The following is a 14263-nucleotide window of genomic DNA, read 5'->3' as shown; positions in this document are numbered from 1 at the left end:
GGATGGGAAGCACAGTTACTCCAATACCGCCTGCCCTGTTCCACGCTTAACAACCGGTATATCGCCGGTATCATTCAACGCGCCCGGAAACGTCTTCAACCACTGCGCCACTTTCTTTTTATTTATATTCACCACGCTCATACCTTCCAGGCATCCCCATAATTCTCTTGTATGCTGTGGCGTAATCACAATGCAGTCTTTCATGGCGCGGATTTTTACGGGCATGCCGTCGATAAAGCCCGCACGGGTTAACCACTCGCCGCCCAGCAGAAGGTATTTCATATCTATGCGGGAATAAAGCTCGCAGCAAGCGGCACTGTCCTGCGGCGTCTCCGCGCGGGGATGGACGGGCGCCGCATTGAGCTGGTTGCCGTGAAGTCGGCGGGCGCTGTTTTTGCGCACCAGCTCGCGGTTTTCAATCATGCCGGTGAAAGCGTCTGATTCTGTTTTGAAAACAGTAAACTCTGGCTTAAAATTCGTCGCAGCCATTTTCAACTCCTCGATAGTTGTTTGTGGTTAGCGGTATGGGGGTGTTGCAGCACCTTCATATCGCGAATTCTCTCTTTAAATATTCCTTGATACTTCCTTCGCCGTTCGGCGTAATTTCTGGTGGCTATTATACAGGGCTGAATATAAATACAGCGGTTTTGGGTGGGGAAAATTTGGAATTTGCGAGGGGGATTCAGGAAATAGTGTTGTGTGCGGTAAGGTCATGTTTTTGTTAGTTGCGGGTTGATTGGTCTGAGTTTTGCGAGCATCATCGCAATTATTTACTTTCTTCCGTAACGCGATGGCTTCCAGCAAAACTCTCGAACAGGCAATTGCCGACATCACCATCTGGCGCAAAGGCGAACAGCGTGCACCGCATAAGCCTTTATTGCTTCTGTACGTGCTGGCGAAGTATCAGCAGGGGCATGCGCGACTGTTTGATTATGGAACCGAAGTCCACGAACAGTTGCTTAGCCTGTTAGAACGCTTTGGTCCACAGAGGAAGGCGCATTACCCGAATATGCCTTTCTGGCGGCTCAAAGGGGATGGATTTTGGGATCTTCAGAATACTGAGTTCTGTTCGACTACTGGCAGTAAGCAACCGCCCGTTAAAGAACTTGTGGAACATAACGTCGCAGGCGGGTTTGATGAAGAGCACTTTGCGCTTCTGATTAAGAACAAAAACCTGATCGGCTCGCTGGCGCAGCAGATCCTTGAAGCGCATTTTCCTGAAAGCATTCAGGAAGAGATCGCGGATGAGATGGGTTTTGATATCCGGCAGATCCTTAAGGTTCGAGATCCGCTGTTCCGCCAGCAGGTGCTGCGAGCTTATAACTATGAGTGTGCAATCTGCGGGTTTAACATGCGACATGATAACGCCTCTGTTGGACTTGAAGCTGCGCATATTAAGTGGAAGCAGTTTGGCGGACCGTGTGAGATCCCGAACGGACTAGCGCTGTGCGCGATTCATCATAAGGCGTTTGATAAGGGATCGATAGGGTTGGATGAGAGTATGCGGGTGCTCGTGTCTGAGGCGGTGAATGGGGGTGGGATTGTTGAGCGGCTTTTCTGGGATTTTGCCGGGAAGCAGATTGCGTTGCCCATGGTGAAAGGGAACTATCCAAAGGAAGGGTATGTGGAGTGGCATCGTAGGGAGGTGTTTAGAGAATAAGCGCGAAGGCCGGACTCGAACATCGCAACTATCCTTATGATTTTAAGGCATTAAATTTACAAAAACAGGCATGATACCATCATTCCCGACTGGTGATAATCGAACAAAGAGTATATTAATCTTGTTTACTTACACTAACTTCGACTTTATCTATATCATAAATACTTACATTTCCTCCAGTCGCATTTAACGGATCAAAAAGAGCAAGATTGATTCCTTCACTTACAGAACTACTATAAAGTACTCCATGAAAGCCAGTTTTCTTAATAAATTCGCATATATATTGACTTGGAATATAATCAAGGGCTGCACTTTTAGGTAATACAGGTCTTGTTAGTTCATAACCAAGTCGTTCAAGAAAAGGTATATCTGCAAGCATTTTACCCATTTCACCTGGGTCAGTTAATAAAAACGGTGAAACGGTTTCACGAGGGTTTCTTAGGTCTATTAGAGTCATGTTATCTTTTAGAGTAAACTCTGCGACACAAGCTCTGTCACCTGTATGAGGTCGAATTTCAGACAAAGCTATATCTGGTTTAGATCCAAGATATAAATACGGTATACCTGTAGGATTTGCTCTCCCATGACTAACTAATCTCTTGGGGGGAGCCCCCATTTGGTCTATCGTAAAAGCAGCATCATCTGCATAAATACGGGCTCGATACCAAGTTTTAAAAACATCATCTAAAGCAAGGAAACTTAATAACTCGCCAAGCCTATCTGTATCAAGTGATTTATTGAGAAAATATCTATTTTCATACATGAGCTCCTGACAAAGATGATCCCATAATGCGAGAGATTCACTCTTATAATCATCAGAAAGCACGAAGGTTTTTCTAACAATATTCCCATCATCAAGTATATCACCTAATAACTCTTTGGCATGAGCCTCATCTAAAAGAGGATGTGAAAATAGCTTCCAATCCTCTTTCAAATGTGCGACTAGACTCTTACCATCCGGATGATTTTCGTAGATGTTTATCAATGAACTAAAATGATCAAATAAAGCATGAGGCTCAATAATCTCAATACCTTTGGTACCACAATACGAACAATCGCCAAAATCTGGGGAAAGTGAAGGTATGATATTTTTCTTTAAACCATTATCCCCAAAACAGCTCGCACAGCAGTACTTGATCATATTATTTACCATCCAAGAAATCGGCTAAGGTTTCTATATGGTGAATCATAGACAATTTTTTGACTGTGCCTAAACCGGGGAAGTGACTCGGATTATGTAATCGTCTAAATTCTTTGATAGCCGACGTTTCAAGCAACATGGATTTGCCTGAATTTAAAGCAGCCATTAATTTTTCAAGGGACTGTGCGAACTTACCTGCTGGGTCTGTCGGTGTATCACGTGTTGTCGAAACAAAATGATAGATGTACATTTCATCTTCATGCTTCGTATTAATGTAAGTGAGATGAATAGCAACAGCATATGCAGGGCCACCTGACTCACTAAACTCATCTCCAACAATTAGGAAATCACCAAAACCATTCATACCCTCTTCTTCATAATTAAGATGAAGATCTGAAAAGAATTCAGAATCGGGATGGTCAGCATTTCGTCTTTTTTCAAAACCATCTTTGATTAAAACTCTTTCTGAACCCGCAAAATGTTTTCGATAAGCTTTAGAACAATAGTTAGAAATAAATACATGTTTGTATCCATCCCCAAATCTTTCATGTAAAGCTTTTGGCTCATCAAACCCGGCATGAATAAAGGTGACTTCATGAACGAGATCTGAATGAAGGAAATTATCAACCTTAGCAATAGTCATACTCTTATCAAGAAGTATTCCTACAGAAATATTTTCATACTTACTAAATTCTTTTTTTAATAATTGAGCTATACTTTGTCCATCGGTAGAGTGATCTCCACATGCCGGATTAATGATGACAATAGCCTTACCATCATTTTCTTTTATTGTTTTCAGTGTTCGCTCAAGACCATTAAGAGCCTCTCTCACAGGCTCTATTATTGGAGTAAAACCTGCCTCAGCCATTACATTAGCAGTTTCTCTAATAGCCAACAGTTCAAATTGTTTCCCACGAAAATAAGGATAATACATAGTTTGTCACTCCCATAACAATGCCTCATTAAGAGGAATCTGCATAGTATTAATTAATCGCTCATGATCCTTAGAGCGAAGCTGAATAGAAAGTGCCGCTGGTTGTAAAGACTTTGGTAAGTTGAGAATTAACTCTCTTAAAGAAAGTAAACTTCTGCTTTTCTTTAGAGTTTTTAGCATTAAATTATATACAGAAACAGGTGGTAGGCCACTAAATTTTTCTTTCAAGAAACCATGCATTTGAGTATTCGGTAAGTTGGGGATTTTTATACCTAACTCGGAAGCAATAATTTTCGCCTCATTAACTCTTAATGACTCAAAGATTGTTACAGGGCATATAAAGTCTAAGACTTCTTCAGCTTCTCTTATGGTAGATATTCTATTCCATCGGGTTAAACTCAATACGCCAATCGTAGATTCAGTTGTTTTCAGCACATCATCTATATGCTCTGAACCTGCTATCACATAGATTTTCCCAAATGCTTTACGGTAGTTTGTTATTTGGTTTTGTAGACGGCTTAAGGAGTCCCTTTCGGATTTTATTTCGTAAACCGTTCCTGTCCCGTTCAGTATGATAAGATCAGCTTTGCAAGAGCCGATTCTGAATTCATTAAGCATACAGGCTGTTCTTAATGAATGCTTCCCAAGCAAAAGATTATGTGTGAGTGCAGAACGATAAACATACTCATTCCGCAAGCCTGTTTGTCTAAGTAAGGCAAATGCCTCATTGAATGCTTCACCAACGGTAATCCCAAGAGTATCTGCATGGTCAAAAATCTCGGTCTCTCGGAGAGAACGAGCAAACATAGGAGACTGCCCTTTTTTCGCTATCTCGCTGAAGACGGAAGCGGAAAAAAGTCTACTTAAAGCAGTCAATTGAAAAGAGTTAAGTTCGTTACTTCTCATCATGGTGAATCACATAGTCCATCGTTCAGGATCTTGCTTGGTTACCATCAAAATCCTTAGCACAACCCACATAAAAGTCGTTCTTCAGTGTAGGAAAGCTATGAAAAATCTTTGCCCTAGGTTATCAAACCAGCAGTGCTCTGCAAAGAAATCTGTAAGCAATTGGAATGTTGTCCTTCATTCAAATTCATTATAGGTATCTACAAACTTTGAAGTTGTGAGATATAGCACAAACTATTGAAGTTACGGGAGTTTAAATGAATTTATCACCATATTGGAAACATTAATAAACTATACATTAGAAAGATAATAATCAATTTTGCAATTAATTTAACTATATGATTTAACTAAAAAAACTGTAAAATAACTTTAAAGAAATAAAAAACCAATCCTAAGTAATTTTTCATTTGCAAATTTAGTTTTCATGATGTACTAAACATGATGGAGAATACTTAACTTTGTTACTTGTATGGAGAAGAGGAATAACTATGTCTTATTTAATCAACAACGAAATCTACAAAAAGAAGTCTGATATCATAACTAAAGCCCAAAATATAATTTCGCTCACAAATGACGGTGATGAAATTAATGGTGAAAATTATGATTTTATCTTAGACCTGCTTCAAAACCATGACGAATGGAAACATAAAACTTCAAATGGTTTCCTAGGAATTACAATTGGTAAATCAATACACGGTACAACGTGCTTCTATATTAAAACAAATGATGGGCTTGAAGATATATCTTTTCATTATGCAGTTAAATGCTTAAAGAAGACCAAATAATCTCTTCTATATAGGCTCAAAAATCCAAGCTAAACTTTTATTTTAGGTCGTGCACAATATTATTAATGTAGTTTCCTTCTATCTTAAAAAGTTGATGTCTAATTTTCAAGCATTCATACTGGACAACAGTAATACTTAGGAGCCATAATAATCGGTAACAAGATTACAAAAAAACAATTAAAATCAACAGGATAAAATAGGGAAAAGATGGAAATTCAAGAATTTATTGCAAACTACCGGAACCATCCAGTGCTCTTCATTGGAACTGGGTTTAGCTTGAGATACCTTTCAAACTCCTTTGATTGGAATGGGTTACTTTCACATATTTGTTTTGAACTCACTAGTGATAAAGAAACATACCTTGATATTAAATCAAAATGTCAATTCAATGGTGAATATAAATATGATAAAATCGCCAGCGAAATAGAGAAAATTTTTAATGCTACTTTATCTAAAGATAGAAATGGAAAATTCAAAGAAATAAATGATATTTTTTATCGCGAAATGGATAAAGGAATCAATTTAAGTAGGTTCAAGATATACATTACACACTTATTATCTAATGTGACCATCAGAGAAGATAAGGATGATGAAATAGCTGAACTTATTAAAATGCGAAAAAACATCGGCTCTATCATTACAACTAATTATGATACTTTGATTGAGCATTTTTTTGAATTTGAACCTTTGATCGGTAATAGTATATTGCTAAGTAATCCTTATGGCTCTGTTTATAAAATACATGGTTGTGTATCTGCCCCTTCTGAACTAACGATTACAGAAGAGGACTATAACCATTTTGATAGCAAATATGAATTAATAAGAGCACAGTTGCTTTCATTATTTATACATAACCCAGTTATTTTTATAGGTTACAGTATTAGCGACAGAAACATTCAACAAATTTTAAAAACTATATTTTCTTATGTTCCTACAAATTCTGATTTAGCTAACAAGATTCGTAACAACTTTCTTTTGGTTGAATATGAATCAGGTTCAACTTCAACTACTATATCTGAGCATGACATATATATTGGGTCAGGCACAACCATACGTATAAATAAAATAAAAACAGATAACTACCGATCTATTTTTTCGAACTTATCTAACCTTATTCTCCCAGTTTCAGCGATGGATATAAGAAAAGTTCAAAAGGTTTGGAATGAGATCAAGAGTGGTGGTGACATAGAGGTAAAAATAACTGAAGATTTAGATCAGTTAAAAAATGGGCAAATGGTTCTAGCAGTTGGCTCGCATAAAAGAGTCAAATATGAATTTCAAACGAAACCTGAAATGATGCAGGATTATTTCAAAATTGTAGAAGAAGCGAATAAACAGCTAATTATATTATTAAATAAACAAAAGATACAAAGCTCTCAATTCTTTCCAATCTTTGCATTTAGCGAAATTTGCCCTGAATTAGAAAATATCGATATTTATAAAGAACAACAGAGGAGAAAACTTGCAGATCATTTTGAAAGAACCTCCGCTAACAATTGTAGCAATAATCACAATGCTATTTCAGAAATAATTTCAAATCAGACAATCCCTTTATCAAAGAAAGATGATTGTATTTTTCATAGTTATTATGAAAACCGATTAACGTCTGGTGAAGTAAAATCGTTTCTTTTAGATTGTATAGATAAAAATAGCACATCCTACAGAAGATTACTTTGTCTATATGATTACAAGAACTACCAACATTTATAGTTGTAATAATTTTTCATCAATGGAACTTATATGCAATCAGCTACAACCACGAACAACAAAACTGACTTTCTGAAAATAGTTTTGTTATTATTTTTCCCCAGTTAGCTCTACAATTATACTATTTATGATATACATTACCGCTGCAAAACCTTGCCTGTTTATTGCCTATTCATTGTTCGTATTGTTATGGGGATAGTACTATTCTTATTTTCACTTTCTACTTCATTAAGAATGAATGGAATATTGGAGTACAGACCTAAGTTTAGCACTATCAGAAGCAGTGGTATCCGTGATTTGATTAATAACTTCTCACACAATAGAATAAGTCTACTGTGTTTTATTTTTTCAGAGGGTGTTTTATGGGGCTACTAGATTCCGTTATTAAAGAAATAAAAGAGAATCAACATATTAAACCATTAGTGATTTATTTCTCTATTTTTGTGGGTGGCGGGGCTATTGTTTATCTAGCAATGCAATTTTTCATAGTTCAAGGACTTACCTACACAATTGATAATTTAACCAAGGACCGTGATTTTTATCATCAACAAAATAGGGAGTTGAGGGAACAGTTAGCTAAAGATGCAAGTGAAAATGAACATAAAAATTCAATTCAAATTGATAAAATAATCAGTCTTTATCAGAAACAATTGAATGAATACGAAATTAAAAACAAACAGCTTTCACAAACAGTAGAATCTCAAAAAAATCAGTTGGCAGAATTTTCGTACAATGCCAAGTTGACTTCAAATAATAATCTGGAAAAGAATATTTCCGTCCTAAAAAATGACCTTGCAGCACTCGATAATGATATTAAACAATTATATAGCAAACAATCCTTACTTGGTGCTGATTATGGTTACTCCCAGAAAGAATGTGATAAAGAAAATCCTGTAGGTTATAGCAATACATGTGAACAAGCATCGAAAACAAAGTATCTCTTAGAATCAGTAAATGAACAAATTAAATCTCAATTAGATAAGAGAAAATTTATGCAAGAAGAATTATTGTCCATACAAAAAAACAATATTAATTAATGGTATTTCTGGCGATTGATGATCCAGTCGCCTAAATTCTACACGACATTCTTAGATGATGAAGCTACTTCATCTTGACTTTCAAATAATTTACTATAAGACATATTGTTATTCTATATAATATGAAAAGAGGTTCATATGAATGATGCAATTTTTGATAAAGATTCTTTTAAAAGCAACAGAGGAAAATTCGGCGTAAAGTTATTACCAAAACAGTTAAAAAGGACACATAATGTAAGTGTAAGATTTAATTACGAAGAATTATTAATCTTAGACGATAAAAGATACGGATATAATCGCGCTGAATGGCTCCGTATGGCTTTACATCAAAATCTTCCTTCTGCTATTACTTAAATTAATTTAGAAGCATGGCAATTATTTTCCAATATATCCAAAAAGTTAAACAAGCTGATAAATCATCCCGACACTAAAAATAGTAATAGTGAGTTAACGAAAATAGAGATCTTCGCTATAAAAAAATTAAAGAGCTTCGATCATCTCTTACAGCTTTTGAGCCCTTTTTCAGATAGTTTTTTCTTATGAAGGGAATGCAGAGGATCAAAAGGGGAAAAAGCTTCTTTGGTGTTGTTCAATATGCATTGAAGCCAGGTTCACATCATAAAAGCGATGCAATCGTAAGTAGACGTGAACAGCCTAAGTCGAGTCAGAAACTCACTTAACTTACTGTTTTTATAAACTAAAGTAGACGTTGGTAGACTTAAAAAAGCTTTGTATGGTGCCGAAGGCCGGACTCGAACCGGCACGTATTTCTACGGTTGATTTTGAATCAACTGCGTCTACCGATTTCGCCACTTCGGCACTGAAGGGGATGCGGAAACGTTGTGGATTATACCGGTCGCGCGCCGCCATGCAAGCGACGACGCGCTAAACCCGCGCTAAGTGCCCAAAAAACCAGCGCCCTTTGTCACTCCAGCTCAGACACCGCCAGTCGAATCACCCTCGCCGCCTTCTGCTCCGGCAGCGCCAGCACCTTCGCCCACATCTCCTGCACCATATCGCAGGAGAGCTTCTCTTTGCCCACCGCCTTCTCCGGCATCTGCAGCAGCTGGATATCCTCGCCGTACTTTTCGGCAAGTTGCTTCATAATAGGTCGGACATCCTCGACGGCAGCCTCGCGTTCGGCGGGGGTCACGGTGTGGCGGTTTTTGCCGTAGGCCGCGCGCATCATGTCGGCGTCGGCCTGCATGCGCCGCGTCATCAGGTCTTTATCCAGCATGCGCATCGGGTTCACGCCGCCCTTCACCGTCGGGTAAAGGAAGCGGAAGCAGGCGTCGTCGCTCACCTTCTGGATGGCGGCGGTCTGTTCCATGTTGATGGTCATGTAGTTCACCACGTTGGCGTCCGGGGCGTTTTGCAGGCGCGACATCTGCAGATGCAGGATCTGCGGCTGAATGGTGTCGATAATCTGCTGCTCCGGCTCGCCCGCTTTTTGCAGGGCGGCCATCTGGTCGAGGATGCGCTGATGCAGCGCGGGCTCCTGCTCCTTAATCACCTGCCAGGCGGGCATCGCGTTGAGGGTGGTATCAATCTGGTGTTCGGGGGCACGCTGCTTATCGAAGAATACCCAGAACGCCACGGCGGCGGCCGCGACGACGACAATCACAATACGGGTCCACGTTTTATTCATCTCGCATCCTTATCCTTTCGCTATGCCGGTTTACACCGGCACGCCGCTGTGGAAGCGAAACTCGTGGTCCGGTGTCGAGATAAGTGTGGCTTCAATTTCGCCAAAAAGCTTTATGCGCGGTGAGATATCGTCGTCGCTCACCTGCTGGGCCAGCGTCAGGTAGTCCTGATAGTGGCGCGCTTCCGAGCGCAGCAGCGAGAGATAGAACTTCTGCAGGTCGTCGTCGAGGAACGGGGCCAGCGCGGCGAAGCGTTCGCATGAGCGGGCTTCGATGTAGGCGCCGCAGATGAGCTTGTCGATCAGCGTCAGCGGTTCGTGGGTGCGCACTTCCTTCAGCATCCCTTTGGCGTAGCGGCTGGCGGTAATTTTGACGTACGGAATGTCGCGGGCCAGCATCGCCTCGCGCACCTGCCAGAAGTGGTGCAGCTCCTCTTTAATCAGCAGCACCATGCTGTCGATGAGCGCCTGGCCCCACGGGTCGTCGGTTTTGGGCATCACGCTTTTGCCAATCTGCCTGTGCAGGGCGATGAAGTCCGGCTCCGGGCCGTCGCGGAAGGTGAACTGTTCGTAGGGTTTGAGCCAGTCGAGCAGCGCGTCGGCACCGCTTTCGTCGGCGACGTATTTACGCACCAGCAGCAGCGCGGTCTGGGCGGCCTTGAGCTCGCACACCATGTGGTCGGTGAGCAGCAGCGGCAGGTTCGCCGGGTCGCGGGCTTTATCAATCCATGCTTGCGGGGTCGGGCACTGGAGGAAGTTGAGTACGGGGGCGAGTATCTGCGGGTAATCCATGGTTCTGCCTTGAAAAAGCGGTGGCGCGTGCCACCGCCTGAATCACTTAGTGACGCACGCCGTCGTCGTCTTCGTCGATGTAATCTTCGTCGTCACCTTCTTCGCCGTCTTCACCGTTCGGATCTTCGAAGTAGGTTCCCCAGCCGTCGTATTCCACGTCAAACTTCTCGGCCAGGTTCATCAGTTGTTCGACCTGCGCGTCGATCAGCTCCGCCTTCAGCGCGCCTTCGCTCAGGATGTCGCAGCAGATGACGGTGTCGCCCTCTTCCACTTCCAGCTCTTCCGGCTCGGTCACTTCGTAACCCAGCTTGAAGGCTTCCACGGCCATTTTTTCCAGCGCGTCGAAATCATCCGCAGAGAAATGGTGCTCGATGGTGTACAGCGCGTCCGGATCGCTACCGTCTTCCAGCAGCTCTTCAATAATCAGACGCGTTTCTTCGCGTTGCTCTTCCAGTAATTCCGGGTTTGCCATGGCTCAATCCTCTTTAAAGTGCGGCAGATACTTCTATTTTCACACACGGACGGGTTTGCCTCCACCTTTGTTGGAAAGATTTGTGAAACGGGGTTGCAAATGAATAATTACACATATAAAGTGAATTTTAATTCAATAAGTGGCGTTCGCCATGTGAGGATAAAATGTCTGATCTGTACAAGAAACACTTTCTGAAATTGCTCGACTTTACCCCTGCACAGTTCACTTCTCTGCTGACCCTTGCCGCACAGCTCAAAGCCGATAAAAAAAATGGCAAGGAAGTACAGAAACTTACCGGTAAAAACATCGCGCTCATCTTCGAAAAAGACTCGACCCGTACCCGTTGCTCTTTCGAAGTTGCCGCATTTGACCAGGGCGCACGCGTCACCTATTTAGGGCCGAGCGGCAGCCAGATTGGGCATAAAGAGTCAATTAAGGACACCGCGCGCGTGCTCGGGCGGATGTACGACGGCATTCAGTATCGCGGGCACGGCCAGGAAGTCGTCGAAACGCTGGCGCAGTACGCGGGCGTGCCGGTGTGGAACGGGCTGACCAACGAGTTCCACCCGACGCAGCTGCTGGCGGACCTGCTGACCATGCAGGAGCACCTGCCGGGCAAGGCGTTTAACGAGATGACGCTGGTGTACGCGGGTGACGCGCGCAACAACATGGGCAACTCAATGCTGGAAGCAGCGGCGCTGACCGGGCTGGATCTGCGCCTGGTGGCCCCGAAGGCCTGCTGGCCGGAAGAGAGCCTGGTGGCGGAGTGCAGCGCGCTGGCGGAGAAGCACGGCGGGAAAATCACGCTGACGGAAGACGTGGCGGCGGGCGTGAAGGGCGCAGACTTTATCTATACCGACGTGTGGGTGTCGATGGGCGAAGCCAAAGAGAAGTGGGCGGAGCGTATCGCGCTGCTGCGCGGGTATCAGGTGAATGCGCAGATGATGGCGCTGACCGGCAACCCGGACGTGAAGTTCCTGCACTGTCTGCCGGCGTTCCATGACGACCAGACCACGCTCGGGAAGCAGATGGCGAAGGAGTTCGACCTGCACGGCGGGATGGAGGTGACGGACGAGGTGTTTGAGTCGGCGGCGAGCATCGTGTTCGACCAGGCGGAAAACCGGATGCATACGATTAAGGCGGTGATGGTGGCGACGCTTGGGGAGTGATTGGGTCCTCTGCGTTCTGATGCCCTCACCCCGGCCCTCTCCCACAGGGAGAGGGAGCAAACACTAAAAAACGACAACAGGGTTGTCGTCAGGAAGAAGAATTCATTTTACTGACGCTTTCTCAGATAGACATTAACCATAATAAGAATTTATGTTTTTATTAACCATTATTTATTGAGTAGATAATGGTTAATATCAGGTCATTATCATTTACAAAACACCGTATATTATCGGCGTAATATTTCCTTATTGCTGCATTTCGTTAATAAGGATTATTTATGTCATGGAATAAGCATGAAGCTGTGTCATACGCCCGTAGCCACGCACTAACCCATACTGGACACTATTGCGCTCGCGCAATCGCCGCCGCCATTCGAGCCGGAGGGCTTAAAATCGAAGGGGCAAACGCTAAGGACTTCTGGCGTTCTCTTGAAAAAGCAGGGTTCTCAAAAGTCTATGGCACCCCCATAGAGGGGGATATCGCGGTGATTGATGCCTTGCCCGGCCCGAATCAGTACGGTCATGTCTGTATTTACGATGGCGCTGGAACCTGGTATTCAGATTTTAAACAGAGAACAATGTACCCGGGGCCAACGTATCGCCAACTCCAGCCAGCCGTCACCTTATACAGGCATTATTAATATGAATAAGCTCATCTTAATTTTATTATTCAGCACAGCAGCATTGGGGGCCGAAGATTTTCAGATACCGATGCAGCGCGCCCTTGAATTCAATCGCTGGTACGTCAAACAAGTGAACAATGATCGTTATCCCATCCAACAGGGAAATGAAATCGATAAGTTCGTTACGGCCAGCACCATGAAAAAATTACGTCATGCAGTCGATCCCCGTTATGCCGACGCTGAATTTTACGAGGCTGATTTTTTTATGAAATCGCAATATATCGGCGAGGACTGGGCTGAGAATGTGGCTATTGATTCGTATGATTCAGACCCGGTCTGTGTAAACGTGAATATCACGTTTGGCAAAAAGACCCAGCACACAGTCATTGATTGCATGGTTAAAGAAGATGGGGTCTGGAAAATCCAGTCTGTCGCCGCTCGGGATAATAATTGATGTCCCCCGCTAACAATAATGTAGCCGCCTTTGTTGCCGGGTGGCGCTGCGGCCTGATGCCCTCACCCCGGCCCTCTCCCACAGGGAGAGGGAGAACACCGGCTCCATTTCATTGATTTTTCACCCCGAAAAAGGTACGTTTTCGCCTTAATTCCAGCGTGGACATACCAGCATTATGCCGATTATTCAGTCTGTTGAACGTGCGTTGCAGATCCTCGACCTGTTCAACGAGCAGGCCACCGAGCTTAAGATCACCGACATCAGCAAACTGATGGGGCTGAGCAAGAGTACCCTCCACTCGCTGCTGAAAACCCTGCAGCTTCACGGCTATATCGATCAGAACTCGGAGAACGGCAAATATCGCCTCGGCATGAAGCTGGTCGAGCGCGGCCATTTTGTCGTGGGCTCCATCGATATTCGTCAGAAGGCGAAAGGCTGGCTGACGGAGCTGTCCCAGCGGACCGGGCAGACCACCCATCTGGGGATCCTGGACGGGCGTGAAGGGGTCTATATCGAGAAGATTGAAGGCAAGCTGGCCGCCATCGCCTATTCACGCATCGGCCGCCGCCTGCCGGTTCACGCCACCGCCATCGGCAAGGTGTTGATTGCCTGGCTGGGCGAGGCCGAGCTGAACGCTCTGCTTGAGGGCTATCAGTATACCACCTATACCCCTTCTACCCTTGCCTCTCGCGAAGCGTTAATGACCGCCCTGACGCAGACCCGCGAGCAGGGTTACGCCCTGGATAGCGAAGAGAACGAGCAGGGCGTGCGCTGCGTGGCGGTACCGGTGTGGAACCACGAATCCCGCGTCATCGCCGCCCTGAGCCTGTCGACGCTGACCTCCCGCGTGGACGACGCAGAGCTGGCTAATTTCCGCGAGCAGCTTCAGCAGGCCGGGCTCGAGCTGTCACGCGCGCTGGGCTACCCGGCCTGAGCCG

The 14263-nt window shown here is 43.9% G+C and carries 17 protein-coding genes and 1 tRNA gene; 10 read left to right on the top strand and 8 right to left on the bottom strand.

The window, feature by feature from the left end; translation table 11 throughout:
• Window positions 1-15: 15 nt before the first annotated feature.
• Entirely contained in the window at window positions 16-489 is a 474-nt protein-coding gene (locus tag GXP72_RS02745) for a SymE family type I addiction module toxin (RefSeq protein WP_100397468.1), read from the bottom strand.
• Window positions 490-790: 301 nt separating this feature from the next.
• Between GXP72_RS02745 and GXP72_RS02740 the strand changes: the two genes are divergently transcribed.
• Window positions 791-1660, top strand: a complete 870-nt coding sequence (locus GXP72_RS02740; RefSeq protein WP_208763466.1) for a phosphorothioated DNA-binding restriction endonuclease — start codon at window positions 791-793, stop codon at window positions 1658-1660.
• 115 nt (window positions 1661-1775) lie between these two features.
• Here the strand turns inward: GXP72_RS02740 and GXP72_RS02735 are convergent, their stop codons facing one another.
• Genes GXP72_RS02735 through GXP72_RS02725 form a run of 3 tightly spaced genes read right to left on the bottom strand, consistent with a single transcriptional unit; the run spans window position 1776 to window position 4542 of the window.
• Window positions 1776-2801 (bottom strand): RES domain-containing protein, encoded by a 1026-nt coding sequence (locus tag GXP72_RS02735; RefSeq protein ID WP_208763465.1) that lies wholly within the window; start codon window positions 2799-2801, stop codon window positions 1776-1778.
• A 1-nt stretch (window position 2802) separates the two neighbouring features.
• A complete protein-coding gene (locus GXP72_RS02730; protein WP_208763464.1) occupies window positions 2803-3735 on the bottom strand; it encodes a sce7725 family protein in 933 nt (310 codons plus the stop codon).
• 6 nt (window positions 3736-3741) lie between these two features.
• Window positions 3742-4542 (bottom strand): sce7726 family protein, encoded by an 801-nt coding sequence (locus GXP72_RS02725; RefSeq protein WP_244319937.1) that lies wholly within the window; start codon window positions 4540-4542, stop codon window positions 3742-3744.
• A 587-nt stretch (window positions 4543-5129) separates the two neighbouring features.
• On the opposite strand from GXP72_RS02725, the gene GXP72_RS02720 reads away from it, so the two are divergent.
• The 4 genes from GXP72_RS02720 to GXP72_RS22535 all read left to right on the top strand — a co-directional run bounded on the left by GXP72_RS02720 (window position 5130) and on the right by GXP72_RS22535 (window position 8524).
• Complete coding sequence (locus GXP72_RS02720) at window positions 5130-5426, top strand: DUF3223 domain-containing protein (RefSeq protein WP_208763462.1); 297 nt, start codon at window positions 5130-5132, stop codon at window positions 5424-5426.
• A 207-nt stretch (window positions 5427-5633) separates the two neighbouring features.
• Window positions 5634-7136 (top strand): SIR2 family protein, encoded by a 1503-nt coding sequence (locus GXP72_RS02715; protein WP_208763461.1) that lies wholly within the window; start codon window positions 5634-5636, stop codon window positions 7134-7136.
• A gap of 359 nt (window positions 7137-7495) precedes the next feature.
• On the top strand, window positions 7496-8170 hold the full coding sequence (locus GXP72_RS02710) for a hypothetical protein (protein ID WP_208763460.1): 675 nt from the start codon (window positions 7496-7498) through the stop codon (window positions 8168-8170).
• A gap of 138 nt (window positions 8171-8308) precedes the next feature.
• The gene (locus tag GXP72_RS22535; RefSeq protein WP_244319936.1) at window positions 8309-8524 is read left to right on the top strand and encodes a hypothetical protein; all 216 of its coding nucleotides are present in this window, start codon (window positions 8309-8311) and stop codon (window positions 8522-8524) included.
• Window positions 8525-8904: 380 nt separating this feature from the next.
• On the opposite strand, the gene GXP72_RS02700 is transcribed toward GXP72_RS22535, so the two are convergent.
• The 4 genes from GXP72_RS02700 to rraB form a co-directional block, all read right to left on the bottom strand.
• Window positions 8905-8989: transfer RNA gene (locus GXP72_RS02700), tRNA-Leu, on the bottom strand.
• A 106-nt stretch (window positions 8990-9095) separates the two neighbouring features.
• A complete protein-coding gene (locus GXP72_RS02695) occupies window positions 9096-9818 on the bottom strand; it encodes a topoisomerase II (RefSeq protein WP_208763459.1) in 723 nt (240 codons plus the stop codon).
• Between the two features lie 30 nt (window positions 9819-9848).
• Window positions 9849-10607 carry a tRNA isopentenyl-2-thiomethyl-A-37 hydroxylase MiaE gene (gene miaE / locus GXP72_RS02690; RefSeq protein WP_047742961.1) on the bottom strand — a complete coding sequence of 253 codons (759 nt, stop codon included), beginning with the start codon at window positions 10605-10607 and terminating at the stop codon, window positions 9849-9851.
• 46 nt (window positions 10608-10653) lie between these two features.
• Complete coding sequence (gene rraB, locus GXP72_RS02685) at window positions 10654-11079, bottom strand: ribonuclease E inhibitor RraB (protein WP_023324077.1); 426 nt, start codon at window positions 11077-11079, stop codon at window positions 10654-10656.
• Window positions 11080-11178: 99 nt separating this feature from the next.
• Between rraB and GXP72_RS22530 the strand changes: the two genes are divergently transcribed.
• The 5 genes from GXP72_RS22530 to xynR all read left to right on the top strand — a co-directional run bounded on the left by GXP72_RS22530 (window position 11179) and on the right by xynR (window position 14259).
• Window positions 11179-11274, top strand: a complete 96-nt coding sequence (locus tag GXP72_RS22530; protein ID WP_213014347.1) for a hypothetical protein — start codon at window positions 11179-11181, stop codon at window positions 11272-11274.
• The gene (argF, locus tag GXP72_RS02680) at window positions 11244-12248 is read left to right on the top strand and encodes an ornithine carbamoyltransferase (protein ID WP_010427327.1); all 1005 of its coding nucleotides are present in this window, start codon (window positions 11244-11246) and stop codon (window positions 12246-12248) included. Before GXP72_RS22530 ends, argF begins: the two co-directional genes overlap by 31 nt.
• Window positions 12249-12526: 278 nt before the next feature.
• The gene (locus tag GXP72_RS02675; protein WP_045342520.1) at window positions 12527-12889 is read left to right on the top strand and encodes a hypothetical protein; all 363 of its coding nucleotides are present in this window, start codon (window positions 12527-12529) and stop codon (window positions 12887-12889) included.
• Window position 12890: 1 nt separating this feature from the next.
• The gene (locus tag GXP72_RS02670) at window positions 12891-13325 is read left to right on the top strand and encodes a DUF3828 domain-containing protein (protein ID WP_090419287.1); all 435 of its coding nucleotides are present in this window, start codon (window positions 12891-12893) and stop codon (window positions 13323-13325) included.
• 175 nt (window positions 13326-13500) lie between these two features.
• Window positions 13501-14259: a DNA-binding transcriptional repressor XynR gene (gene xynR / locus GXP72_RS02665; protein ID WP_208763458.1), complete on the top strand. Its 759-nt coding sequence runs from the start codon at window positions 13501-13503 to the stop codon at window positions 14257-14259.
• Window positions 14260-14263: the final 4 nt, after the last annotated feature.

It is taken from the genome of Enterobacter sp. SES19, from assembly GCF_011765665.1.
Classification (GTDB): Bacteria; Pseudomonadota; Gammaproteobacteria; order Enterobacterales; family Enterobacteriaceae; genus Enterobacter; species Enterobacter pseudoroggenkampii.
The sequence above is the reverse complement of the archived record's forward strand: the minus strand, read 5'-3'. Positions and strand labels throughout refer to the sequence as shown.